Source organism: Faecalicatena contorta, from assembly GCF_022835095.1.
GTDB classification, from domain to species: Bacteria; Bacillota; Clostridia; order Lachnospirales; family Lachnospiraceae; genus Faecalicatena; species Faecalicatena contorta.
In genome coordinates, this window is record NZ_BQNQ01000001.1 from 4,269,194 (window position 1) to 4,292,356 (window position 23,163).

Sequence of the window (23,163 nt, forward strand, 5' to 3'; positions counted from 1 at the left end):
TCCATTTCATCACCCCAATTTCTGCCGGAAGTATTCCCGGTCTATTTTTCCATTTTTGTTTAATGGCATCAAATCTGTTTTTATCAACTTATGAGGAATCATATAGGCCGGGAGTTTTTTCTTCATCTGTTTCAAAATCTGTTCCTTACTGACATTCCCCATATAAAATACCACCAGTCTGTTTGTTCTCTGATCCATCAGGCATAAGCCTCTCTCCAGACCATCAATCTGATCCATTGCATGCTCGATTTCTTCTAGTTCAATTCGATGTCCCATGTGTTTAATCTGAAAATCTTTCCGTCCAGAGAAGTAAAGTTCACCATCTTTTCCGTAGAATCCCAAATCGCCGGTTTTATAACAACGTCCCTCCCCCTCTCCACCTCGCAGATAAAATATAAATTTCTCTTTTGTTTCCTTGGGATTGTGATAATATCCTTCCGACAGCGATTCTCCTGAAACACAAATTTCCCCAACTATTCCCGGAGATATAATTTCTTTATCACTTTCGTCTAAAAGGAACACCTCCCTACCCGGAAATGCTCTTCCAATCGGAATTTTTTCTCCGTCATGCAACATTTCTTTTACCCGATAATACGTGCAGTTGCAGGTAATTTCCGTAGGTCCGTATAAATTAACAAATTCTGCACTTGGTAAAGCCGCCTGCCATATTCTGAGCTGTTTTACCGGCATGACCTCTCCGCTGAAAAGAATCTTTTTTACCGTCAGAGGCACTTGATAGGTAAATCCTTTTAATGCCGACACCAAACTGAGGGCGGATACTGCCCATATAAGTGCGGTTACTTCCTTTTTACAAAGATAATTAAGCAGTACAGGCGGCGTAGAAAACATTTCTTTTGGAATAATAACAAGCTCTGCCCCAGTAAACATGCTGGTATAAATATCTTTCACCGACACATCAAAATCAAAAGGCGCCTGATTTCCTATCCTGTCATGAACTGTGAATCCGAATGTCTCTACAAAATGTGTAATAAAATCCATTGCTGCCCGGTGGCTGACTACGATTCCTTTCGGTTTTCCAGTTGAACCGGAAGTAAAGATTCCATACAGGATATCCATATCCCGACAGTCACTCCGGATTTTTTTAAGTATTTTCCAGTCTGTCTGCTCATTCATGGCATCTTTTACCAAATATGAGTTCCTCTTGTAATCTATTTGTGCTAGGAGTTCCCTCGTCCTGTCATTTGTCACAATAAGCTCCGGTTCCAACACGTTCAGAATCTCCTGTATCCTCTGCGCTGGCTGCGAAGGGTCAACCACAACATAGAAACATCCGGCATATACCGCTCCAAACATGGCTGCCAGAGTGACCGAACTTTTTTCTGCCAATATGACAATTGGCTGCCCTGGCTCTGTTTTTCCTGCAAATGCTGTCCCCATCTTCCTGGATATTCCTGCCAATTCTTTCCAGGTAAATGCAAAGATTCCGTCGTCCAACGCTGTGTGACAGGGGTATTGCTGTTCTGTCTTTTCCAAATATTCTAGTATATTCTTCATATTGTTTTCCTTTCAGGAAAAATGGGCCGCATGTTCCCATGTGGCCCATTATGCTTAATTATTCTTTTTGTCTTATGTTGTCGAACCACTTTTATTGGATTTCTGTACTGTGCTGTTTTTCTTTGTTGAATTTTTTTTAGTTGAATTCCTTTGGGTTGGCTTCTTTTGGGTTGAATTCTTTGTGTCAGACTCTTTGTCTGCTCCATCCTGCGCCTTTGTATCGTCTGTCTTATTCTGATCCGCTCCGGTCGTATTCTGTGGTTTTTCAATATCTGCATCATCCTTTTTCTCTGTCTGGGAAGATGGTTTCTTATTTGTCTTTTTATTTTTAGATTGCTCAGTTTGTGTTTTCGGCACTTTTGTATCTGATTTCTTATCCTTTCCACCACAGGCTACCAACCCTAGTGCCATTACGCCAATCATACAGAAAACAAGCCCTTTCTTTAAAAATCCTTTCCATGTCTTATTACGAAAATTATTCATGGTTAAACTCCTCTCTAAATTGCGGCATATATCTTACTCGTCATCATGGTTTCCCCTATTGGGATTCTACTATGTACTCCCTTTTTCTGTCGGCAATTTCTCTGCCAGACAAATAAATCCACTGGCTTTCTCCTTTTATCTCCTTTCCACAAATTTCAAAAGCTGTTCCTTTTGATAAGTACATTATGGCAGTAATATCTTATCTGTTTCTAAATGAATTCTAAACAAATCTAAACTCTCATTCTTTTTTCGTCTGCGGGGCCTTTGCGCTTGGTGTCGGCAGTGATCTGGCGGATAGAAAGCTGATTATGAATGGGGAATATTCCAAGATTAGTTCTATTGCACAGAAGTATATGGATGTAGCTAACAAATATGCGGTCTAAGAAAGATAAATGCATTAAGGGGACTTGAATGAACAAGTCCCCCATGCCTAAATATCCTAATCAACTTTCTGTAATTCTTCCACCACACTGCCGGAATTTCCAAACCGGAACGCTAGATATGGAACCAGTACTCCAAGTAATATCAGAACCGGGAATACTATCAGCATCGGGGTAATAAGGAATTGGTACTTCATAAACCACATTCCCTCCGACAACTTCCTGACTATAGTCAAAGAGAAGATACAACCTGCTGCCAGAGAAAATACAATGGTCAGCAATGCATAGTAAAGCCCTTCCACAATGACCAGTTTTGTCAGCTGGCGCCTCGTCATGCCGATTGCCTGCATCATAGCAAATTCTCTCTGTCTTGAAATAATTCCTGTCAGTATGGAGTTGATAAAGTTTAGTAATCCAATAAATCCAATGACAAATGCAAGTGATCCCCCAACCATCAGGAACATTCCTGTTATAGATGAGAATTGTTCTACATACTGCAGTTTTGAAGAGTAATCCATCAGTGGTTCACTACTTTCCGTATAGCTTTCAATCCAAGCATCCACATCCCTATCTTTCCCTTCCTCCACGTTGAAGGAGTAACTCATAAGATACTTGTCAGATAGTATTTCCTTAAAGAAGTCCGCGCTTACATAGTAAGTAAATTCTGAGCTGATACGGTTGGTTAGGTTCCAGTAATCATCTTTTATTACCGAGAGAACCGTAACCTCCTTCTCTTTATATTCTCCATTCAGGTCCGTATAAGAGAGTATAATCTTATCCCCGGGCTGGTGCAGGACTTTATCTTCATACACTTCCCCTTTATCATCAACCAATGTAGAATAGATGATGTAATCGCCCGTGGCAAGCTTTTCCCTGATCGTATCTACATCACTCTCGCCCTTCCATACTTTCATCTCGTCCACAATAAAGTCCTCCACCCCATAAAACATGGAGGAATAATCACCATTTTCTGTACTTGGGATTGGTATGAAATTCTTTCCATAGTACTCACCCGGTTCTCCGGCTTCATTTACATCATATCCTTCCGGAATCGTGACCCCCTCTTTCTTAACTCCCACCTTCCCATTGGCAGCATAGATTCGCCCGCCTTCTTTAAATCCGTTAATGCTCTGGCATGCCTCTATAAAGGATTCTGTAAGGTTTTCCTCGTCAATCGTTGCTTCGTTGCTTCCATGATAATATTCCGTATTGAAATATTTGGCATTGGCAATTAAAAAGTCCGAGCTCGTAAAGCTTCTCAGAAACAGATCCATGTCAAAAGAGTTCGTGACTGTAAATACACTGTTTAAAAGCACAACCGCCAGTGACAAGGATACAATGATAATCGCTGTCTTTCCTTTACTCCTTCCCAGATTAGAAAGTGCCATGCGCCAGATTTTCCCTCCGCCGGAAGAACGTTTCCCCTTCTTTTTCTCCTTCTTCCCTTCCGTAAAACGCAGCGCCTCTATCGGAGAGACCTTTGCCGCCATTTTCGCCGGATGCCCGGTAGATATAAATACCGTAATCAGTGAGAATACCGCCGCACCGATAAATATCCACGGGCTGACCGGAATATGTGTCTCCCCCTGTGCGACTGTCCCTGTAGAATTCAAGATAGCAGGAAGCAGTGCTTTTCCCACGAAAAAACCGGCCAGAAGTCCAATGGGGATCCCTATGGCAGAAAGTTTCAAAGCCTGCCTGCGGATGATCTTTTTAATCTGCCGTCCCGTCGTCCCGATCGTTTTGAGCAATCCATAATAACGAATATCTTTCATAATGGAAATACGGAAAATATTATATATGATCAAGTATCCGGTAATCAGGATCAGCACAAGAGCTCCCGCTACAGCGCCCACGGTGGCAGGATCCGCGTCCGCCCCGTCAGAAACATATGCCCAGTTGGCATTGCAGGCTATATAATTGTCATCTCCCGGTTCCGTTGAGAATCCGCTTTCCGTCAGCACCTGATCCAGCTTTTTCTGGATCCCCAGACTATTGGAAAATATAACATCCATACGGATGGCGCCCATAGTGGATCCGGTGTCATCCTGCCCCTTATACTCAAGTTCCTGTGCATATTTTTCTACGTAGGCCTGGGATACCAGGGCAAATCCCACATCGAGAGCCGGATCTGATTTGATAACCCCGGACACGGTAAATGTGCGCTCTGTTATGGTTTCATCATAATTGTGCAGCTGCAGGTCCAGAGTGACTTTCTGTCCAGGCTCTTTTGGAAGACCCAAAAGCTCCAGAGAAGTCTCATCCAGGAGGATTTCGTCTGCCGCTTTCGGTGCTTTTCCTTCTATGATGTCTATGAAACAGTGCGGGTAGGCTTCTTCCGGATAGTACCAAGCCTCGGCATGGCGTTTTAAAAATTCGGGATTCCGGACATAATCCGCCACAAGCCGGCATGGCATGCTCTCCTTAATCAGCGGGTGTGCTTTAAGTTTCTCATACTCCTCCTGTGTAAGTTCTTTGAATACCCCGTGTGCATTGCCGCCGGACTGCCTTGCCGTCTGTCTTTGGAAGGTATATACGGTCCCAATGCCTACGGAAAACAGTGCCGAGAACAGCATTGACGTCAGCGCTATTGCAACCACGGCTATCAGATTCCTTGTCTTATTAACTTTAAAGCTTTTGTCCGACAGGCGGCGGATCACCTCTTTGTTCTTCACCTTACGCATGGCTTTCACCGCCTTTACCTCTCACCTTTCCGTCCTCAATCCGTATAATTCTGTCTGAAAGCTGGGCGATCCCCTCATTGTGGGTAATCATTACCATGGTTTGCCCGTACCGCTGGCTAGTAATCTTCATCAGGCTTAGTACGTCCTGACTCGTGGCAGAATCCAGATTTCCCGTAGGCTCATCCGCCAGGATAATGGCAGGCTTGGATGCCAGTGCCCTTGCAATGGCAACCCTCTGCTGCTGTCCTCCGGAAAGCTGTGAGGGCAGGCTGTAGCATTTTTCTTCCAGTCCCAGTGTTCTGATGACTTCTTTTACAAACGCCTTATCAACCGGGTTTCCGTCCAGTTCAATCGGAAGTACAATATTCTCATACACATTCAGTACAGGAACAAGGTTAAAACTCTGGAAAATGAATCCGATCTTGCGTCTGCGGAAAATAGTCAGTTCCTCGTCCTTCAGGGCGAAGATATCTTTTCCGTCCACGTATACCGTCCCCTCCGTTGGGCGGTCAAGCCCCCCCAGCATATGCAGAAGCGTGGACTTTCCGGAACCGCTGGTTCCTACAATCGATAGGAATTCCCCTTTCTCTACGCTGAGGTCTACCCCGTCCAGGGCTCTCACAAGAATTGCATCTTTCCCGTAATATTTTTTCAGATTCTCTGTCTTTAATACAGCCATTTGTTTTCCTCCTTCTGATGTTTCAATAATTGTGTTACGACTCACGGCCTATGGTCTGTGAATAATAACACAATTCTCTCATATGACTGAAAGGGCCATATCTCCTATTGATATGAAAAGATTGCACCGAAATGCAATCTCCTTTCGTATCTTCTATATTACAGGGCAATCCTAACTATATTCTGTCTGAATCCTAACAGTTGTGATAGAATTTCACAATAATCAAACTCCCTTCCCCAGATAAATTTCAAAAACCGATCCCTTCTCTGTACCGGGCCCAACTTTGATATATCCATCATTTTTTCTCACAATTTCCCTGGCCAGGTAAAGGCCGATGCCGACGCCTTCCTCCTGCTGGTTGCCAGCTCCTCTGTAGAAACGACTAAATATCCTGCTCCTTTCCTCCTCCGGGATACCAGGACCTTCATCGGCTGTTCTGATGCACACATACATTGGATATTCGATTACAGATACTGTTAATGTGCTGTCATTGGGCGAGTATTTTATCCCATTGTCCAAAATATTAAAAAGCGCTTCTTCCGTCCATTTCAAATCAAAGACCGCCTCAATACTGTCAAAACCTGGTTCCAGGATTGTGATGGACTTTTCCTGTGCATGAGCTTTTGCATCCCTTATGGCATTTTCAACCAGAGGCCTGAGCGGTTGTTTCACCGGAACAACTTCCAGGATATCACTCTCAAGCCTGGACATCTTCACCAGGGCTTTAATCAGGAATTCCAGCTTTTCCGCCTGGACATGAAGCTGCTCTGCAATCACCTCCCCCTCCTCGGTTAGCGGCTGCTCTTTTAAAAGCTCGCTGTATAGAATGATATTAGCAAGCGGTGTTTTTGTCTGATGTGAAATATCTGAGAGAATGGACTTGATGTCCGCTCTCTCTTTGCGTGCTGCCTCAACTGACAGCTTAGAGGTGGAAAGATACTGTTTCCATCTGGATTCCAGCCTTGAAAGCTCTGTCTCGTCATAATTGACTTCCTGAAATGTACCTTCCATGGCCTCATCAAGCATCTGTTCCAGACGTTTCATCGTTTTGTTCGTTCTCAATATGCCCATCGTCTATTCCCCTTTTTCCCACACATACCCGATTCCATAGACAGTCCTGATCGGACTTTCCTTCTCTTTCAGTTTCAGTTTTTTCCTCAGCCTGCCCACAGCAACCGACAGAGCATTCTCGTCGATATAATCAGATCCCTCCTGCCAAATTCCCTCGTTTAATATTTCCCTAGTTAATGTCTGTCCCGGATGCGATATAAACATGCGTAGAAGCTTCTGCTCCGTACGGCTCAGTTCGATCGGGTTCCCCAGAACTTCGAACACCTGCCTGTCGAACGCGAAGAAATAACCGTCTTTTTGATAACTGCTTCCCGTATCATTTTCCAGGCGCGCAAACAGGCGCTCCACTCTGGCCCTTAAAACCATCAGGCTGAACGGTTTCGTAATATAATCGTCGGCCCCCATCTCGATCCCCCTGACCTCATCGATCTCCATATCGTTGGCAGTAAGCATGATAACCGGAACACTGGAAGCCGTACGCACATGCCCAAGAAAATCATATCCGCTGCCGTCCGGCAGGTTGATGTCCAGAAGCACCATGTCCACTTCTGCTGTCTCCCAGTATTCCAGACCTTCCTTCAAAGAAAAGGCTTGCAGAAACTTCCAGTCAGGTTTCCTTAAAGCCAGTGCCACGCCTTGGTTTAGGCCCTTGTCGTCTTCTATAATTAAGATTATTTTTCCCATTTTTTCTCCTTCAAACACACTATAGGCCTCCACTGTTTTCTGCATTCACTTTCCTTATTACCAGACCATTTTTTTCATTCCATTCAGAATTAATGATATGGATACTACACTCTGGTGGAATATACTCTGCATTGCCACTCTCTGAATCATATACTACAAGCAAAAAGCCCGGCGGCATAGCCCCCCGCAGCCCTATCTTTTCTTTTGATGCACTTTTTTCCACAAAAGCCTGTACTTCTAAAATTAATTTCTTACTTATTGTTCCGGTTATAGAAAGTGATTATGTGGATCGCCATCAATCACATCATTTACTTGTCCTTTTGTAAGTGGATTGTCTTCGAATTTCTCCACAAAACTATTGTGATACATATTCCAATACTTTTTATACACAAAATCATCATTACCGTCAAAGTTGAGCTGATACATTCTAAATATGACAGGAAAATTTTTCGGCTGCCATTGCTCTTCATATGAATAGCAGTATTTCATACCTAACTTCTTCATAACATTGCCGCTTCTCGGATTGTTTCTGTCATGTGTTGCGGTAATATATAGCAAACCATCTTTCTTCACTTGATCAACAACAGCTTTGCCCGCTTCGGTAACAATTCCCTTATGCCAAAATTCCTTACGAAGTCCGTAACCAAAATCATGATGTTCCTCCATAGCTACATTGATATAACCTATAGGAAAATTATCTTCTTTAAGGCAGATAGCATACGCATAGGCTCGCGGCTGTGCATATTTTGAAATGTATCTTTCCTTATAAAATTGCTTTGTTTCTTCAAGGTTTTTCACGGCATACCATGGCAGGAACTTATTAACTTCTTCATCTTTCAGAATAAGAAAGAGCGCCTCCATATCTTCTTCTGTAAATTTTCTTAAAATCAAACGTTCCGTTTCTAATACAGGTGTATTCATGCTATTTTCACTCCATGATTTCTAATTTCTTTGATCTTATTAACATGCCTCCGCCTTATTCTCTGACAAACATCCTGCCGTGCTCAGGAAGTCCCGTTTCATCAGACACATACCTCTCCACTTTCATATGCAAGCCATATTTTTCACGCAATTCAATAATCTTCCCCATCGTGGGTGATTTATGGTGTACATCATAATAAAAAGGCACTTTTCAAAATTTGCTGCTATTAAAACTTTGTGCTAAGGTCTGTCTCACTCATGTCCTGTCCCTAGATATTGCCTCCAAGAACATTAGCTGGCACTCTTTTATTTACGCTATTAATACTTTGCTGATGATTGGTTTGGTATGTCATTCCAAGTCTAACCTTGATAAATAACTAGTGTCACCAGTTGTCCGGTACCGAAACAATCATAGCCAATGCAACCTTTCATTTTCTGCTTTTTAAGTTGCAAATGTATTTTACATCGGTAATCTTTTAACAAATTTGTACATGGTTGCCCTGATACTTTATCTTTCGGAAAGCCATCAATTTTTGAAAAAACAGAGCAGTACAACACAATCCCGAACAGTTTGAACAATCTGACTTCATATGTTCCAATATTTTATCATTTCTTTCATGTATCATCATATACTTTTAGCTCCTACAACTTTCGATTTGCTATTCTAATTATAACACTTCCACTACCAAGTATCCACAACCATCTGGAGCATGACAGCAAATGCCATGCCCCTACTCCATACTGCACCAATGACCTCTCAATCCCATATCTTTTTATGATTTTGGCCATATAAGTCATACTGTTTTCTAGCTTTTGCATTAGGTCAGTTTACAAGGAACTACACGCAGACCACGAAACGGGGGCTGCTGACAACAAAACAGGCTGAGTATCAAGCGCCGGAAAAGTGCGAGATATTCAGCCTGTTTTTTTGTTCGGGGTTTCCAAAGGGGCTTGCCTCTTGGAGCCGACATCAGACGCTTTGTAGGTTGCACTTATTAAACTGTTTTTTTCCAGCCGTAGCAGTCATGGATAAATAGAAGCATCCTCTGTTCTTCATATCGTCTTTAACCTTTTCCTTTCCCGTCCGTTCTTCAGCCTGAGATCAGCTCTTTTATCCACACAGACATCTCCCCCATCCCCCGGTTGTTCCAATAGGCATAAGGAATCGCTTTCAATGTTACATCTGATAATTTTACAGGATATTCTCCATACAGCACTTTTTCATCCCAGGCACTCTCTTCCATTCTTTTCCCTTGCAGCACCAGCTCTGTGATGCCGCCAAATAGTTTAGATGATACTTCCTGTATTGCCTTCTCTGTATCCACATACAACTCTGCCAGATTTTTCCCGTTATCAATTTCCTCCAGGCAATACACAAGGGGACCTTTCACCATTGCCGTTTTGCCGCAGTTGGCGCGTACTTTTGGATTTGCACGTACAAATTTTGCCGGTGCTTCAAAAGAAACACTGATATCTGAATCCTCTGTAAGTACAAGATACGCATACCCTTTTTCTTCTTTATATTCCAGAAGTTCTCCTTTTGCGGTCACCTGATACATTCTCGCGTATTCCGGTATTCTCACTGCCAATGTCATTCCATCGGCCGGCACACAGCCGACTTTTATCTTCACCAAGTTCTCAAAAGGAAATTTTGTTTCTACAGAAACTGTGATCTCCCCTGTCTTCAACTCGATGCATGCCTCGTTTGAAATAAAGAGATTGACATACAGAGCTGTCTCACCAATAGAATATATGTACTGCCCCATAGAGGCCAGAGTTCTGGCTATATTAGGAGGACAGCAGGCAACACCGAACCATTTCTGGCGGATAGGTTTCACATGTTCTTTTGAGGTGCGTTCCATACAATTATCAGGCCACACTTCCAGAGGATTTACATAGAAGAAACTTTTACCATCCAAAGCGATCCCCGCCAGAACCGTATTATACAGGGCACGCTCCACAGTATCAATATAAGAGGCATCCTTTGTTATGTTTGCCATCCTGATGCCGAACATAGCCAGACCGATGGAGGCGCAGGACTCCGCATAGCTGCAGTCATTCGGCAGATCATAATCTACTGTAAAACGCTCCAGAATACCGGATGCGCCAATGCCCCCCGTAATATACATCTGTCTCTGTACTATGTTATCCCAGAGCCTTTTACAGGCTGCCATCAGATCTTCGTCCTGATATTCATATGCCAGGTCCGCCATAGCGCTGTACATATAGACTGCTCTTACAGCGTGCCCCTCTGCTGCTTCCTGCTCCCGCACCGGTCTGTCAGACTGGGAATACTCGGGACGGTAATCTGAAAGCTCCGGAAATATATTTCCGCTGTCGCCTCTGCTGATTTCCTGTAGAAAATAGTTCTCTCCTGTTCCACGCGCATCAATAAAATACTTTGCCAGATTCAGATATTTCCGTTTTCCAGTTATATGGTATAATTTGATCAGACCAATTTCCACTTCCTGATGTCCTGGATATCCATGGTTTTTCCCATCCTCACTGCCAAATGTATCACAGAGCAGATCCGCTAATTTTTCCACAACACCCAGGAATTTATCCTTCCCTGTTCCCTGGTAATATGCTACTGCCGCCTCCATCATATGCCCTGCGGTATATAGTTCATGGCCTTCCCGCAGGTTCTTCCACCTTTTTTCCGGCTCTTTTATAATAAAATAGGTATCCAGATACCCATCCTCCTGCTGCGCCTCCGCGATGAAATCTATGACCGCATCTGCGGTCTTCTCCAGCTCAGGATTTTTCTCTGCTGCCAGAGAGAAGCCCACTGCCTCCAGCCATTTGGCTATATCTGTATCCTGGAATACCGCGCCGTAAAATTCCCCCTTTTTTCTGCCTGCCGCAATCGCGAAGTTTTCCAGGCAGTGGGACGGCTCTGCATCCGGGATACGATCATTCATAGCATCCCACTGATAGGGAATAATTGCTTCTTCCACCAGTTTTACATGCTTTGTCCAAAATGGATCCTGAATTTTTATTTTTTTTAAATTAATAGAATGTAGTTTCATTGTATTCCTCCCAGTCTCCCAGAATAAAGCCTATGCCTTGACTGCTCCGTTGGTCAGACCGCTGACAATATATTTCTGCATGAAAATAAAGATAAGTACCACCGGCAGAATCGCTATGATACCAAAAGCCATAGTAGCGTTCCACAATGTCTGGTATTGCTGCACATAATTGTAAATGCTGGAGGTGATGGGTCTTTTCATAGGATCTGTCATAAATGTGATTCCATAGATCAGATCGCCCCATGCGTATACAAAAGAGAATACGGCAGCCACAATAACGCCCGGTTTTGCTATGGGAAGCATGATCTTCGTAAAGGATGTAATGCTGTTGCAGCCGTCGATTTTTGCCGCCTCATCTAGTTCCTTCGGTATGGAGAGGAAATAGGTCCTCAGGATAATAATACTGAACGGGATTCCAAGGGTGGCATCTGCCAGGATGGGAGCCAGATAGGAATTCAGCAGCCCCATCTTTGAGAACATGATATACAGGGATGTCAGGATCAGGGTTGACGGAAGCATCTGTGTCATCAGGAAATATAAAATCAGAATCTTTCTCCCGCTGAATTTAAACCTTGCCAGCCCATAAGCGGCAGGAATGGACAGGATGGTAGATATCACTGTGGCTCCCACTGCGATGATAATACTGTTTTTAAAGCCCCTAAGCGTATCGCTGGATGCGGAGAACTGGTCTGCAAATGCGTCCAGAGTCAGATTCTTTGGCCAGAGAGGCGTGGGAATCTGGAAAATCTCCACCTGTGTTTTCAGCGCTGTGACCACCATCCAGTATAATGGAAAAATAAAGATCACAAATACAATGGCTCCGATGATAAAAAATTTCAGGTTTCCTTTTTCGTTCTTCATCTCACATCACCTCGTCTTCATCATTGATCAGTTTAATATAGAAAATACCAACCACGAACAGGATCAGGAACAGAATATTGGCTGCCGCCGCACCCTTACTGAACTGAAACTGGTCAAAGGACAGCTTGTAAGCATAGGTTGATACCAGCTCTGTGGAATTGACCGGTCCGCCCTTTGTCATGACCCACACCAGGTCGAACACTTTGAATGTATATACAAATCCCAACGTCAGCACAGACATGATAGCCGGCTTTATCATGGGGATCGTGATCTGGAACAGTGTCTGGAATTTATTTGCCCCGTCCAGACGTGAGCTTTCATAGATCTCCTCCGGAATGGTGGTGAGTCCTGTGATCAGAAGCATCATGTTAAAAGGAATACCAATCCAGATATTTGCCACTACAATGGCTATCATAGCCAGTTTCGGGTCCAGCAGCCATTCCAGCGGCGCGTTGATCAGATGCAGGGACATGAAAAGCTGGTTCATGATACCGCCTTTGCTGGCAAACATGAATTTGAACAGCAGACCTGCAACCGTGACTGGAAGAAGCCAGGAGATCATGGTCACACCTCTGAAGAAAGAGCTTCCCTTAAATTTTTTGCTGAACAGAAGTGCCAGCCCAAATCCAATAAAGAACTGAAAGAAAATAGACGCTACTGTAAAGATCAGTGTATTTCTAATGGCTGTGGTCAGAATCGCCCCACCACCTGAAAACAATTCCTTGTAATTCTCTAGTCCTACAAACGCCTGTTTTGACGCATCCGCAAAGGAATATACATCCACGTTTTTGAAGCTGAGGATAAAGTTCTGTATCATCGGGTATCCCACAAATATCAGCATGTAGATGGCGGCTGGAAGCGCAAATAAAAATCCAACCTTCGGCCCGAGAGTTTTCCCTTTTTTCATTATTTTTCATCCTTTCTTATGAGCAGTTATGGGGTTAAAAAGGGACAGGGGGTTCCTGTCCCTTTCCGGCTGTTTATTTTTCTGATGCCTTCACCTTATCCACTGCTGCCTGTGTATCTTCTGCTGCTTTTTCAGGAGTCTTCGCTGAGGTCATAACCTCCTGGAACCCTGTCTGCAGTGCATCGGAATATTCCGGCCAGGAAGCGCTTGGGCCTCTTGGGATGGATGTCTGAAGCTGTGTGATGAATTCTTTCTGGATTGGGTCGTCCGTCCAGTATGAGTCCTGTGCCGCCTCTGTTTTCGGCGGGAAGGAACCGTACTGTTTCATAGCGTCTACCATCACCTCTGTCTTGTCATAGTATTCCATGAATGCAGTGGCTCCGCCCATGTCATCCTGTTTTACAGCCCCCATATTCTCACCGCCCAGAATGGAGGTTGCCTGGTCAGAATCCCCGTCTTTTTTTGGGAGTACCGTCACACCGTAGTTCAGATCGGGAGCATCCTTTTCGATTCCCGGAATCTGCCATGGTCCGTTCTGCTGCATAGCCAGGTTGCCTGCCACAAAGTTGTTATTTACATCCGACTGTGTCCAGTTCACGCAGTCCTTTGACCAGGAACCGTCAGCTACCATTTCCTACATAAGGTTGTAGGCATCAGTACCGCCTTTTACATTCTGATAATCCCCACCTGCTGTGTATAACCACTGCAGACACTGGAAGGTTCCCTCATCTGTTCCCGTGGCAGCATTGCCGAAGCCAACCACACCATCTTTTGTCAGCGCTTTTGCCATCTCATGGAAATCTTCCCATGTGGTGTTTTCATTGGGATACTCCATACCTGCCGCATCGAAGATATCCTTGTTGTAGAATAGTGCTGTACAGTTAGTGGCAAAGGGAATGCCGTAATGTTTTCCGTCCGCCATGGTGGATTCCATGGGGCCTTCCAGATATTCATCCCATTTGATATCCGCATCCGATACATCCCCGAAAAGGTCCATCTGGATGAAAGATGCCATGCTGCAGCCGTCCAGTATGACCAGGTCCGGGAGTTCCCCGGATGCCATGCCCAATGTCAGTTGTTTTTCATAGTCCGCAAAGGGTACATACACATGGGATGCCTCGTATTCCTCCTGTGATTCATTGAAGCCGTCAATGATGTCCTGCATCATGTTCTTCTGGGCATCGGTCTCAAAGTAATCCCAGATGACAACCTCTTCCTTTCCTTCGGCAGTCTTCTTACTGCTGTCCGTCCCCGCTCCCGCGGAAGCTGTTCCTGTGTTTCCTCCGCATCCTGCCAACATTGTGGCTGCCATAGCCATACAGAGCATAGCGCTCACTACTTTTTTCCTCATTTTGTTTCCTCCCTTTCGTACGTTTCTGGTTCTTTATTTGATATCTAAAGTATAAGAGAATACCGCCCTGTCTTATAGTCTAAAAAATTAAACAGGGTGGAAATTCTTCAACTGAATTTCCACCCTGTCCATGTTCTGCATCTATTTCTTTATTGTTTCAGAGCTTCCTGTATTCTGCTGCAAACATCCTCCGGCGTGCTCATTCCTGTGATGATCTCATACTGCCCTTCTGATAACTGTTCTGACAGAACTGACCAGTTCTCAAAACTGGTCCTTGAGATGCAGCTTTCCATCTGCTCCAATATGATCCCGTATTCCGGCTTTGCTTTCAAAAACAACTTCGCTACGTCTTCCCTGGGAGGCAGAGAGTTTGCCCTCAGATTCGCATTCAACATTATGTTGATCTGGCTGTAATATTTTAAAAATGCAACGCTTCCCTCTTTGTTTTTCCCTTTCAGCACTGCTATGTTCTCTCCTCCACGGACCCCCATATATCGTTGATCCCCGGGGAATGCCGCAACACCGTAGTTGATGCCAGCCTCATCCAGGGCGGGAAATACCCACGGTCCGTTCTCCATCATAGCGCACTCCCCCGCGATAAAGGTCCTTGCCACGTCATTCTGGGACCAGTTTACACATTCCCTGGACATCAAGCCCTGCTCCACCATATTCTGTATAAACCGGAATGCTCTCTGAGTCCCTTCCCCGCCTGCCTGCTCCAACTCATCACCGGCTGACAGCATAAAGGAAGCAAATTGGAAAGCCCCTTGTTCACCGCTGACCGCAGACATGGCAAATCCGAAGCGCCCCTCCTCTGTAAGGCTTTCGGCCGCCGCCTCAAGCTGCTCCCAGGTTTCAGGAACCTCTATATTCTTCTTTTCCAAAATGTCTTTATTATAGATCAGTGCCACATTGTTGCAGCAAAAAGGCAGTCCATAATAACGGCCGTCATATTCCACGGATTCCATGGCATTTGGAAAATACTGATCTAAATCCGCTATCTCTTTTACAGCCTCGGTAATATCCTCCAGTTTATCCATGTTGATGTAGGAGGGCATATCCGGATTATCGATGATCACCATATCGGGAAACTGGTTCTGGGTGATTCCGATCGCCAGTCTTTTGCTGAATTCCGTCACCGGCCCGTGATATTCCCATGTGAGGTGATACTTCTCCTGAGAGTCGTTAAATCCCTCTGCCAGTTCATCCATGGATGTCCTCTGATTCTCCGTCTCATAATAACTCCACAATACCAGTTCCTCCCGCTCTTCTGAATCACGGACTGCTTCACTGCTGCCCACAGAACATCCGGCCAGGCACAAGGCACAAAAAACAGCGATCATACTGCGCATAGCTTTCATGTTTATTCCTCCTAATTCATCTGCCTGTATTCACCTGGAGATACGCCGGTCTCCTCTTTAAACACCCTTTGAAAATATTTGGGATCATTATATCCGGTGGCTTTCGCTATCTCATAAATCTTCATGTCGGTTCCTTTTAACAACCGCTTGGCATGGCTCAGACGGAACTGCTTCAGAAAACTGGTGAATGTGATTCCCATTTCCCTGTTAAAAAGGGTGCTCAGATATTCCGGCGTAATTTCCAGTACCCTGGAAACTTCCTCCTGCGTCAGCCCTTCCTGGTAGTGCTGCCGGATATAATTGATTGCTTTTTTTATCACGTAATTGCTGATATCCTCCCTCTTTACCCTGGTACTGGTGATGAGCAAAATGACATCCATGTATGCGTTCTCTAATTCATGCCATGTAACAGCTGCCTCAATATTTCTGAGCAGGTTGGCACTTTTCAGATGTTCAAAGAGAGCCCTGTCTATATCCTCCAGGGTATCCCCTATCATATAGTAATTCTTTACAAATGCCCTGCGGATATCGTCTGCATCAAAATGCCCCGTTTTTATATAGCGCAGAAATTCCTCCGCACCTTCCTTCACTTTTTCCGTATCCCCCTGGCAGACAGCATTGCGTATGCGCGTAGAGATATCCGCAGGCGGCAGAAAAGCCCTGGACTGGTATGCTTCCACAGCCTCCCTGGTAAGCCAGCCCTTCTGGTCCCATATAAGGGAAGAAGAAATAAGATCATCCAGATCCTGTGCCGTTTTCTTCAGATCTCTCAGACTTTTGAAAGCCTGTCTGGTCCAGATTGCCCGCTCGTCCTTATCCTGATAATGGAAGATCAACCGGTTGTAAAAAGATTTTTCCAGGTCCGAAAGCCTTTGAAACCCTACATCTGCGCAGGCCAGAATATAGAACTTCTGCAGATTTTCCATATAAAAAGCGTACCACTTCACCTCACGGTACTTTTCTTTCAGTTCATCCAGCGCTATCTCCGCATATTCCCTATAGGAAGCGGGGGCAGAACCTGTGTATCCGGCAAAAAGCAGATATTCAGCCTGTTGTGCCAGACCGCAGACATTCTTCAGTATAGCATACTGATTGTCTTCCTCATGCTCTTCCCCGTAGAGCAGATTCCTCAGATGCGTCTCGGGGGTCCCCTGGGTAAGCTGCTCTTTTTTGATCCTATCCTCAATCTTTACCAGCATATCCTCCACGTCATCCACTGACAAAGGCTTCAGTAAATAATCATCAACTCCATACTTTATAGCCTTTTTGGCGTACTCAAATTCGGAATATCCGCTCAGGATCACTGCATGTATCGGTATTTTTTGTTCGTGAAGATGACGGATCATCTCCAGTCCATCCATTTTCGGCATACGAATATCTGTGATCACCAGATCCGGTTTGAAACGGAGGATCAGGTCAAGGCCTTCCTCCCCGTTGGAAGCCTCTCCAAGGACGATATGGTCTGTCAGCGATTCGATAAGTTTCCCCATACCTTCGCGAATTTTTATTTCATCTTCCACGATTATGATCCTCATTGGCTCCACTCCTTATCCTGCATTGGTATTTTCAGTGTAATAATTGTCCCCATATCCTGTATGCTCTTTACATCCCATGAAACCTCCTCACCGTAGTACATCCGCATTCTGGCAAACGCATTGTTCAGGCCAATGCTCCTGCCGTCGTCTCTGACTGCTGTCTCGGGATCATTAAATATATCTGCCATGCCGGGCGGCATGCCTTTTCCATTGTCTTCTATGATAATATCCAGTTCTTTTTTGTTCTCTGACATGATGATATCAACCCGCAGGATTCCGCCTCCCTCAATGCCTTTAAAGCCGTGCAGAATCGCATTTTCAACAAAGGGCTGAATGAGAAGCTTATGGATTCTTATGTTTTTCGCCTCTTCGCTCACATATACCTCACAGATAAAAGCATTGTTGAAACGCATTTTCTGAAGACTGACATACTTTTCAAGCCAGTCTGCCATCTCTGCGATGGTTACCATCTGATTGCTTTTATTTATGCTGTACCGAAGAATAATACCGAGGTTGCGCAGCATTTTACTGATTTCATATTCTTCCTTTTCAATCGCCATCCAGTTGATAGAGTCCAGTGTATTGTACAGAAAATGTGGGTTGATCTGAGCCTCCAGTGCCCGTATCTCAGCGTTTTTCTGTTTCTGTGTGATCTCGGTCACCTCGGCAATTAGATTCTTAACTTTTCCGGTCATGGTATTAAAGTTATCCGCGATCTGTCCCATCTCATCCTCTGTATCCACATGCACCTGGATGTCCAGATTGCCGTTCTGCACCTGCTGGATCCCCCCTACAATGTTTCTTGTAGACTTCTCGATCAGCCTTACCGTATAGCGTATCAGCAGAATGGAGGCTGCAAACAGCAGCGCGCCGATGAAAATGGTCAGATACTGGATCTTTGTCACATCACGCAGCATGTAATCCCTATCATAGGCATTATAAAAGATCCATCCGAGCAGTTCGTCCTCATAACGGTTCACAGCAATATTCCTGCCCTTCAGTTCCCCGGTATTTTCCACAAAATCCTTGATCGTCTTATTGGAATTGATGGCTATACCGGAGTAAAATGAGTTGGGATATGTCAGTACATTGCCGCTTCGGTCTGTGATGAAATTAACCGCGTAGATCTCTGAACCGTCCTCGGTCTGACCCCTGCCGCACACTGCGTTTAAGACAGATTCATTGACGCTGGTCACCACAGTGGCAATGGGACCCTGCTGGATATCTTTGAAGTCATACATCTGCTTTGCTATATGGAAGATCCGTTCCTCCTGGTTCGCCCGCAGAAAACGCTGGGTGGGAGATATGATCATATTCGTTGCATCCTGCGCCTGGCGGCAGGGTTCTATAGACGTCATATCCTCATAGCTGTTCCAGAGATTATCTACAGCGGAGGCCATACCAAAATCATATGTAATATCCTGCCCGTCCGGCAGGATAATGCTAATACACTCAACCCCATAGACAGAAGTTCCGTACTGCTGCAGTTTGTCACAAATTTCCCGGCAGATCCTTGCCTTCACCTCGGAATCTTCTGCCTTATAAGATTTGATTCCCTCTATAATCTGATTATCCGCATAGATCTGATATACAAGATTTGTATAAATATCCAGCGTCAGATTCGTCCTCTCTGATATCTGGGCAAGCTGGTTCACCATAAGGGTGTTTACCTTTTCTTTCATGTTGTTTACAATGACATAGAGCATCAATATCTGTGCCACCAGAAGCGGTATGACCGATGCAAGAATGAAGGTATATAAAATCTTCCGGCCTAATTTTTGGTTCTTGAACCATTGTAAAAAACCTTTTTTTCGTCTCATTATTATCTCCAGGTTCTTTTTAATAACAAAATGACAAATATCATAACAGCATCTGAGTCAAGTCCAGACTCCTGTGTAAAATGCTATACAATGTTTTTACCATTTCTACTTATCAAAATTGATGTATTTTCTTGAAGAATAAATCCATTCATCATGTAGGTCCATAAGAACGGCTCCAATTAAGCGATTGGCTGATGTTTGATTGGGGAAGATGCGAATAATCTTTTCTCTTCTGCGTACTTCTTGATTCAGTCGTTCAATTAGATTGGTACTCTTTAGTCGATTGTGGGAATTTCCTTGTACGGTATATTGAAAGGCGTCTTCGAATCCATCATCCAATGATGCGCAAGCTTTTGAATATTTTGGTTGATCGATATAATCATGAATCAATCGATTTTTAGCCTCACGCGCTAAGTTAATATCTGTGAACTTAAAAATTCCTTTAACAGCTTCTCTGAAAGATTTTGAATTTTTTTTAGGAATGGTGGTAAAGATATTTCTTAGGAAGTGAACTTGGCATCTTTGCCAACTTACGTTGGTGAAGGATTTTCTAATGGCAGAGACTAATCCTTTGTGCGCATCAGAAATAACGAGTTCCGTACCTTGTAAACCGCGTTCTTTTAGGTATTCAAAAAATGTTGTCCAGGTCTCTTCGCTTTCGCCACTTTGAATCATGAAGCCGATAATTTCACGGTCGCCATCTTTGGTTATTCCAATCGCTATATGACAGCTTTTTGAGAGTACTCGATTTTCTTCTCGTACTTTTATATAGAGTACATCGGTCATTAAGTAAGGATAATTTTTTTCTGATAATAAACGATTCTGCCACTCGTTAACCATAGGTTCTAGCTGTTCTGTTAAGCTAGAAACGAAGGACTTAGAGACGGATTTACCACAAAGTTCTTCCACAATTTTTGATACTTTACGAGTTGAAACGCCTGATACATACATTTCCAACATTGAAGCCATGAGGGCTTTTTCGTTTCGTTGATAACGTTCAAACACTGTGGGTGAAAAATGGCCATCACGTGTTCTGGGTACTTTTAATTCTAGCGTGCCTACACGTGTCGTAAAGCTGCGCTCATAATAGCCATTTCGTTGACTTTGTCGGTTTTCTGTTCGTTCATATTCTTTTGCTTGAATATATTCTGTTCGTTGATTTTCCATTAGTTGATTAAATACCGTTGTTAAAATATTTTTAGAAACGTCATCCTTTACAGAATATTCAATAATGCTTTGAATCTCTTCGCTTTTCAGTGTAAAATGTACTTGGGTCATGTAAAAGTCCTCCTGGGTATGTTTTTGTCGTTAAAAACATTGTACCGTAAAAGGACTGTTATATGGCCTTTTTACTTTTACACAATTATACGGACTTTATCAGCATCTGACATGAGTTTTATTTAAATTATTATACTTAAAATACTTCTTACAAACAAGCATAATTTAAATGGAAGAAAAAATCGTCTGTATGCTGTGTTCCAAGTATCATTCCCCCTGTTTTTTCAAAGGTATCGGTAAATCCTTCTATACCGGGAGTTCCTATCTGAATACGATTTCTATAAATGTGCAATACTTCTATGTACTCATCCTTGATCTCCCATAAGAGTTTGGTTCTGAAATACGCGTTGTTACTGCTGATATTTTTAATAAACTGATGTTTTAGTTTATTAAGCCTCATTTCTGTAAACACCCTGAACTTCTGTTCCGTAAAGCTTTCAATACTTTCTCTTCTCATATATATTCAACAGCTTGCTTTCCTCAATTGGTCTGAAAAAATATTCATACATCATATTATCCAGTCTTCCATTGTCTCTCAAAATACCTGCATAATCAGAAATAACAATTATGATGTATGCTGTAGTTACCTATGCAAATATGCGTGGGATACGGACTGTTGACCGTATTGTTGAATTGTGCGAAAGAGTCCTTGCTTTTATCTGGCTTACTGCAGGCCAGAAGCCCAGGCGGGATGCTTTTTATGATTTTAAAGGTAAAAAATAACCGATGAAGTCTTGGATGACCTGAACTGCCAGTTCCTGCGTCGCTTAAAAAGGAAAGGACTCATCACGCTCAAGGAGCTTTTATTGACGGTACAAAAATTCTTTTGCGGCCCCAAATAAGCTTCATTAGAAAAAATAAGAATATGCCGTGGAAAATTATGTGCTGGAAAGCACCTAATTCCACGGCATCTTCCTATTCTTTGGTAAAGGACTTAAAAATCGGTATTAACCGACAGCCCCTTTAACCCTCTACTCAAACTCAATAGTAGCCGGCGGCTTAGGAGACATATCATAGCAAACCCGATTCACATTCTCCACCTCGCCCAATATCCTCTCGGTTATCTTCTCCAGCACATCCCAGTCTACCTTCTCAATCGTAGCCGTCATAGCATCGATCGTATTAATAGCCCTCAGTATAACCATATACTCAAAGCATCTCTCATGGTTCTTCATCCCCACAGATTTAAAATCCGGTACAACCGTAAAATACTGCCAAACCTTCTTATCCAGCCCGGCTTTCTCAAACTCTTCTCTCAGAATAGCATCCGACTCCCTGACCGCCTCCAGCCGATCTCTCGTAATAGCGCCCAGACACCTCACACCAAGTCCCGGCCCCGGGAATGGCTGGCGGTATACCATACTCTCCGGCAGTCCCAGTTCAATACCGCATGCGCGCACTTCATCTTTAAACAACTGTTTCAGAGGCTCGACAAGAGCAAACTGCAGGTCCTCCGGCAATCCGCCCACATTGTGATGAGATTTTACCATCTTAGCCGTTTTCGTTCCGCTCTCAATAATATCCGGATAGATTGTGCCCTGTCCCAGGAACTTAATCCCATCCAGTTTCCGTGCTTCCTCTTCAAATACACGGATGAATTCCCCGCCAATAATCTTTCTCTTCTCCTCCGGATCTGCGACTCCTGCCAGCTTATCCAGGAACCGATCCGTTGCATCCACATAGATCAGGTTCGCATGAAGCTGATTCCGGAAGACTTCCACAACACTCTCAGACTCATTCTTCCGCATCAGTCCATGGTTTACATGCACGCATACCAGCTGCTGCCCGATCGCTTTGATCAAAAGCGCCGCTACTACAGAAGAGTCAACACCGCCGGAAAGAGCAAGGAGGACTTTCTTATCCCCGACCTGGCGCTTCACAAGCTCCACCTGATCCTCAATAAAGTTCTTCATATTCCAGTTTGCTTCTGCTTTGCACTGGCCGAAGATAAATTCCTTCATGGTCTCGTCATCCGGAAACTGATCATACTGCTTCTCACATTTTGCGGTCGGATGGTCTACGGAAATCACCGGATATCCGCACTCGTATAATGCCGGGCTGACATCGACTGCCTGTCCGTCGACAATGCGGTTCTCACCGCCGTTTAATATAATTCCTTTTACATTGTCCAGTGCATTCAGCTCGTCCACGGTGATGTCGTGAGGGTGAATCTCACTGTATACGCCAAGGCTGCGGATTTGACGGGCAAGCACGGTATTGTTGGTACTTCCCAGATCCAGAATAACAATCATGTCCTGTTTCATTTGTTTTCCTCTCTTTCTTATACCATGAACCCAAATCGGATTCCCCGTGGATTTCGGTTCATAATATATTCGTACATTATTTCTTTCTGATTTTTCTATGAGCGATACATGCAAACTATGTTTCATGGTCCGCTCTGTATGCGGCTCCCGCTCATATCATAGAAGGTCAAAAGTTGATCCAACGGCTCCATACTTTTTTATAGCTACGAACACTTAGCGGCTGTATTTTGGCCGCTTACGTGCGATGCATAAAAAATAGTTGGCAAGATCCTTTCGAGCCTTACTATTTTTTATTATAACTGAACCCGTCTTTATTTTCCATCTAAGAAATAGAAATAAC

The 23,163-nt window shown here is 44.0% G+C and carries 16 protein-coding genes and 2 pseudogenes; 1 reads left to right on the forward strand and 17 read right to left on the reverse strand.

What is annotated here, in order from left to right:
• Nucleotides 1-9: 9 nt before the first annotated feature.
• The 16 genes and pseudogenes from MWG26_RS19130 to MWG26_RS19205 form a co-directional block, all read right to left on the reverse strand.
• Nucleotides 10-1,515 (reverse strand): amino acid adenylation domain-containing protein, encoded by a 1,506-nt coding sequence (locus MWG26_RS19130; protein ID WP_025656032.1) that lies wholly within the window; start codon nt 1,513-1,515, stop codon nt 10-12.
• Nucleotides 1,516-1,587: 72 nt separating this feature from the next.
• Nucleotides 1,588-1,998, reverse strand: coding sequence for a hypothetical protein (locus MWG26_RS19135; protein WP_025656031.1), 411 nt, complete (start codon nt 1,996-1,998; stop codon nt 1,588-1,590).
• A 439-nt stretch (nt 1,999-2,437) separates the two neighbouring features.
• Complete coding sequence (locus MWG26_RS19140; RefSeq protein WP_117440605.1) at nt 2,438-5,062, reverse strand: FtsX-like permease family protein; 2,625 nt, start codon at nt 5,060-5,062, stop codon at nt 2,438-2,440.
• On the reverse strand, nt 5,055-5,741 hold the full coding sequence (locus MWG26_RS19145) for an ABC transporter ATP-binding protein (RefSeq protein WP_117440604.1): 687 nt from the start codon (nt 5,739-5,741) through the stop codon (nt 5,055-5,057). The genes MWG26_RS19140 and MWG26_RS19145 overlap by 8 nt, the downstream gene beginning before the upstream one ends.
• Before the next feature lie 222 nt (nt 5,742-5,963).
• Nucleotides 5,964-6,812: a sensor histidine kinase gene (locus tag MWG26_RS19150; RefSeq protein WP_117440603.1), complete on the reverse strand. Its 849-nt coding sequence runs from the start codon at nt 6,810-6,812 to the stop codon at nt 5,964-5,966.
• Nucleotides 6,813-6,815: 3 nt separating this feature from the next.
• Nucleotides 6,816-7,496, reverse strand: a complete 681-nt coding sequence (locus MWG26_RS19155) for a response regulator transcription factor (RefSeq protein WP_025656028.1) — start codon at nt 7,494-7,496, stop codon at nt 6,816-6,818.
• Nucleotides 7,497-7,763: 267 nt separating this feature from the next.
• The gene (locus MWG26_RS19160) at nt 7,764-8,417 is read right to left on the reverse strand and encodes a GNAT family N-acetyltransferase (protein WP_025656026.1); all 654 of its coding nucleotides are present in this window, start codon (nt 8,415-8,417) and stop codon (nt 7,764-7,766) included.
• Nucleotides 8,418-9,508: 1,091 nt separating this feature from the next.
• Nucleotides 9,509-11,446, reverse strand: a complete 1,938-nt coding sequence (locus MWG26_RS19165) for a glycoside hydrolase family 127 protein (RefSeq protein ID WP_117440602.1) — start codon at nt 11,444-11,446, stop codon at nt 9,509-9,511.
• A gap of 30 nt (nt 11,447-11,476) precedes the next feature.
• Entirely contained in the window at nt 11,477-12,307 is an 831-nt protein-coding gene (locus MWG26_RS19170) for a carbohydrate ABC transporter permease (protein ID WP_025656024.1), read from the reverse strand.
• A 1-nt stretch (nt 12,308) separates the two neighbouring features.
• Nucleotides 12,309-13,214, reverse strand: coding sequence for a carbohydrate ABC transporter permease (locus MWG26_RS19175; RefSeq protein WP_025656023.1), 906 nt, complete (start codon nt 13,212-13,214; stop codon nt 12,309-12,311).
• Between the two features lie 73 nt (nt 13,215-13,287).
• A pseudogene (locus tag MWG26_RS19180) lies at nt 13,288-14,565 on the reverse strand (sugar ABC transporter substrate-binding protein).
• A 149-nt stretch (nt 14,566-14,714) separates the two neighbouring features.
• Nucleotides 14,715-15,926, reverse strand: a complete 1,212-nt coding sequence (locus MWG26_RS19185) for an ABC transporter substrate-binding protein (RefSeq protein ID WP_117440601.1) — start codon at nt 15,924-15,926, stop codon at nt 14,715-14,717.
• 11 nt (nt 15,927-15,937) lie between these two features.
• Nucleotides 15,938-17,461, reverse strand: coding sequence for a response regulator transcription factor (locus MWG26_RS19190; RefSeq protein ID WP_117440600.1), 1,524 nt, complete (start codon nt 17,459-17,461; stop codon nt 15,938-15,940).
• Entirely contained in the window at nt 17,458-19,281 is a 1,824-nt protein-coding gene (locus MWG26_RS19195; protein ID WP_025656020.1) for a sensor histidine kinase, read from the reverse strand. Before MWG26_RS19195 ends, MWG26_RS19190 begins: the two co-directional genes overlap by 4 nt.
• 105 nt (nt 19,282-19,386) lie before the next feature.
• Nucleotides 19,387-20,559, reverse strand: coding sequence for an IS256-like element IS256 family transposase (locus MWG26_RS19200; RefSeq protein WP_000195429.1), 1,173 nt, complete (start codon nt 20,557-20,559; stop codon nt 19,387-19,389).
• A gap of 148 nt (nt 20,560-20,707) precedes the next feature.
• A complete protein-coding gene (locus MWG26_RS19205) occupies nt 20,708-21,016 on the reverse strand; it encodes a hypothetical protein (RefSeq protein WP_025656019.1) in 309 nt (102 codons plus the stop codon).
• 107 nt (nt 21,017-21,123) lie between these two features.
• Between MWG26_RS19205 and MWG26_RS23100 the strand changes: the two are divergent.
• Nucleotides 21,124-21,382, forward strand: a pseudogene (locus MWG26_RS23100) (transposase); the annotation flags it as partial.
• A 148-nt stretch (nt 21,383-21,530) separates the two neighbouring features.
• On the opposite strand, the gene guaA reads toward MWG26_RS23100, so the two are convergent.
• Nucleotides 21,531-22,823, reverse strand: coding sequence for a glutamine-hydrolyzing GMP synthase (guaA, locus tag MWG26_RS19215; RefSeq protein WP_025656018.1), 1,293 nt, complete (start codon nt 22,821-22,823; stop codon nt 21,531-21,533).
• Nucleotides 22,824-23,163 lie beyond the last annotated feature (340 nt).

Excerpts from the sequence above, each read along its gene's own strand:
- MWG26_RS19160 (WP_025656026.1), bottom strand. The coding sequence starts at position 8,417 with ATGAATACACCTGTATTAGAAACGGAACGTTTGATTTTAAGAAAATTT.
- MWG26_RS19150 (WP_117440603.1), bottom strand. The coding sequence starts at position 6,812 with ATGGGCATATTGAGAACGAACAAAACGATGAAACGTCTGGAACAGATG.
- MWG26_RS19195 (WP_025656020.1), bottom strand. The coding sequence starts at position 19,281 with ATGAGACGAAAAAAAGGTTTTTTACAATGGTTCAAGAACCAAAAATTA.
- MWG26_RS19145 (WP_117440604.1), bottom strand. The coding sequence starts at position 5,741 with ATGGCTGTATTAAAGACAGAGAATCTGAAAAAATATTACGGGAAAGAT.
- MWG26_RS19155 (WP_025656028.1), bottom strand. The coding sequence starts at position 7,496 with ATGGGAAAAATAATCTTAATTATAGAAGACGACAAGGGCCTAAACCAA.
- MWG26_RS19135 (WP_025656031.1), bottom strand. The coding sequence starts at position 1,998 with ATGAATAATTTTCGTAATAAGACATGGAAAGGATTTTTAAAGAAAGGG.
- MWG26_RS19205 (WP_025656019.1), bottom strand. The coding sequence starts at position 21,016 with ATGAGAAGAGAAAGTATTGAAAGCTTTACGGAACAGAAGTTCAGGGTG.
- guaA (WP_025656018.1), bottom strand. The coding sequence starts at position 22,823 with ATGAAACAGGACATGATTGTTATTCTGGATCTGGGAAGTACCAACAAT.
- MWG26_RS19170 (WP_025656024.1), bottom strand. The coding sequence starts at position 12,307 with ATGAAGAACGAAAAAGGAAACCTGAAATTTTTTATCATCGGAGCCATT.
- MWG26_RS19200 (WP_000195429.1), bottom strand. The coding sequence starts at position 20,559 with ATGACCCAAGTACATTTTACACTGAAAAGCGAAGAGATTCAAAGCATT.
- MWG26_RS19175 (WP_025656023.1), bottom strand. The coding sequence starts at position 13,214 with ATGAAAAAAGGGAAAACTCTCGGGCCGAAGGTTGGATTTTTATTTGCG.
- MWG26_RS19140 (WP_117440605.1), bottom strand. The coding sequence starts at position 5,062 with ATGCGTAAGGTGAAGAACAAAGAGGTGATCCGCCGCCTGTCGGACAAA.
- MWG26_RS19190 (WP_117440600.1), bottom strand. The coding sequence starts at position 17,461 with ATGAGGATCATAATCGTGGAAGATGAAATAAAAATTCGCGAAGGTATG.
- MWG26_RS19130 (WP_025656032.1), bottom strand. The coding sequence starts at position 1,515 with ATGAAGAATATACTAGAATATTTGGAAAAGACAGAACAGCAATACCCC.
- MWG26_RS19185 (WP_117440601.1), bottom strand. The coding sequence starts at position 15,926 with ATGAAAGCTATGCGCAGTATGATCGCTGTTTTTTGTGCCTTGTGCCTG.
- MWG26_RS19165 (WP_117440602.1), bottom strand. The coding sequence starts at position 11,446 with ATGAAACTACATTCTATTAATTTAAAAAAAATAAAAATTCAGGATCCA.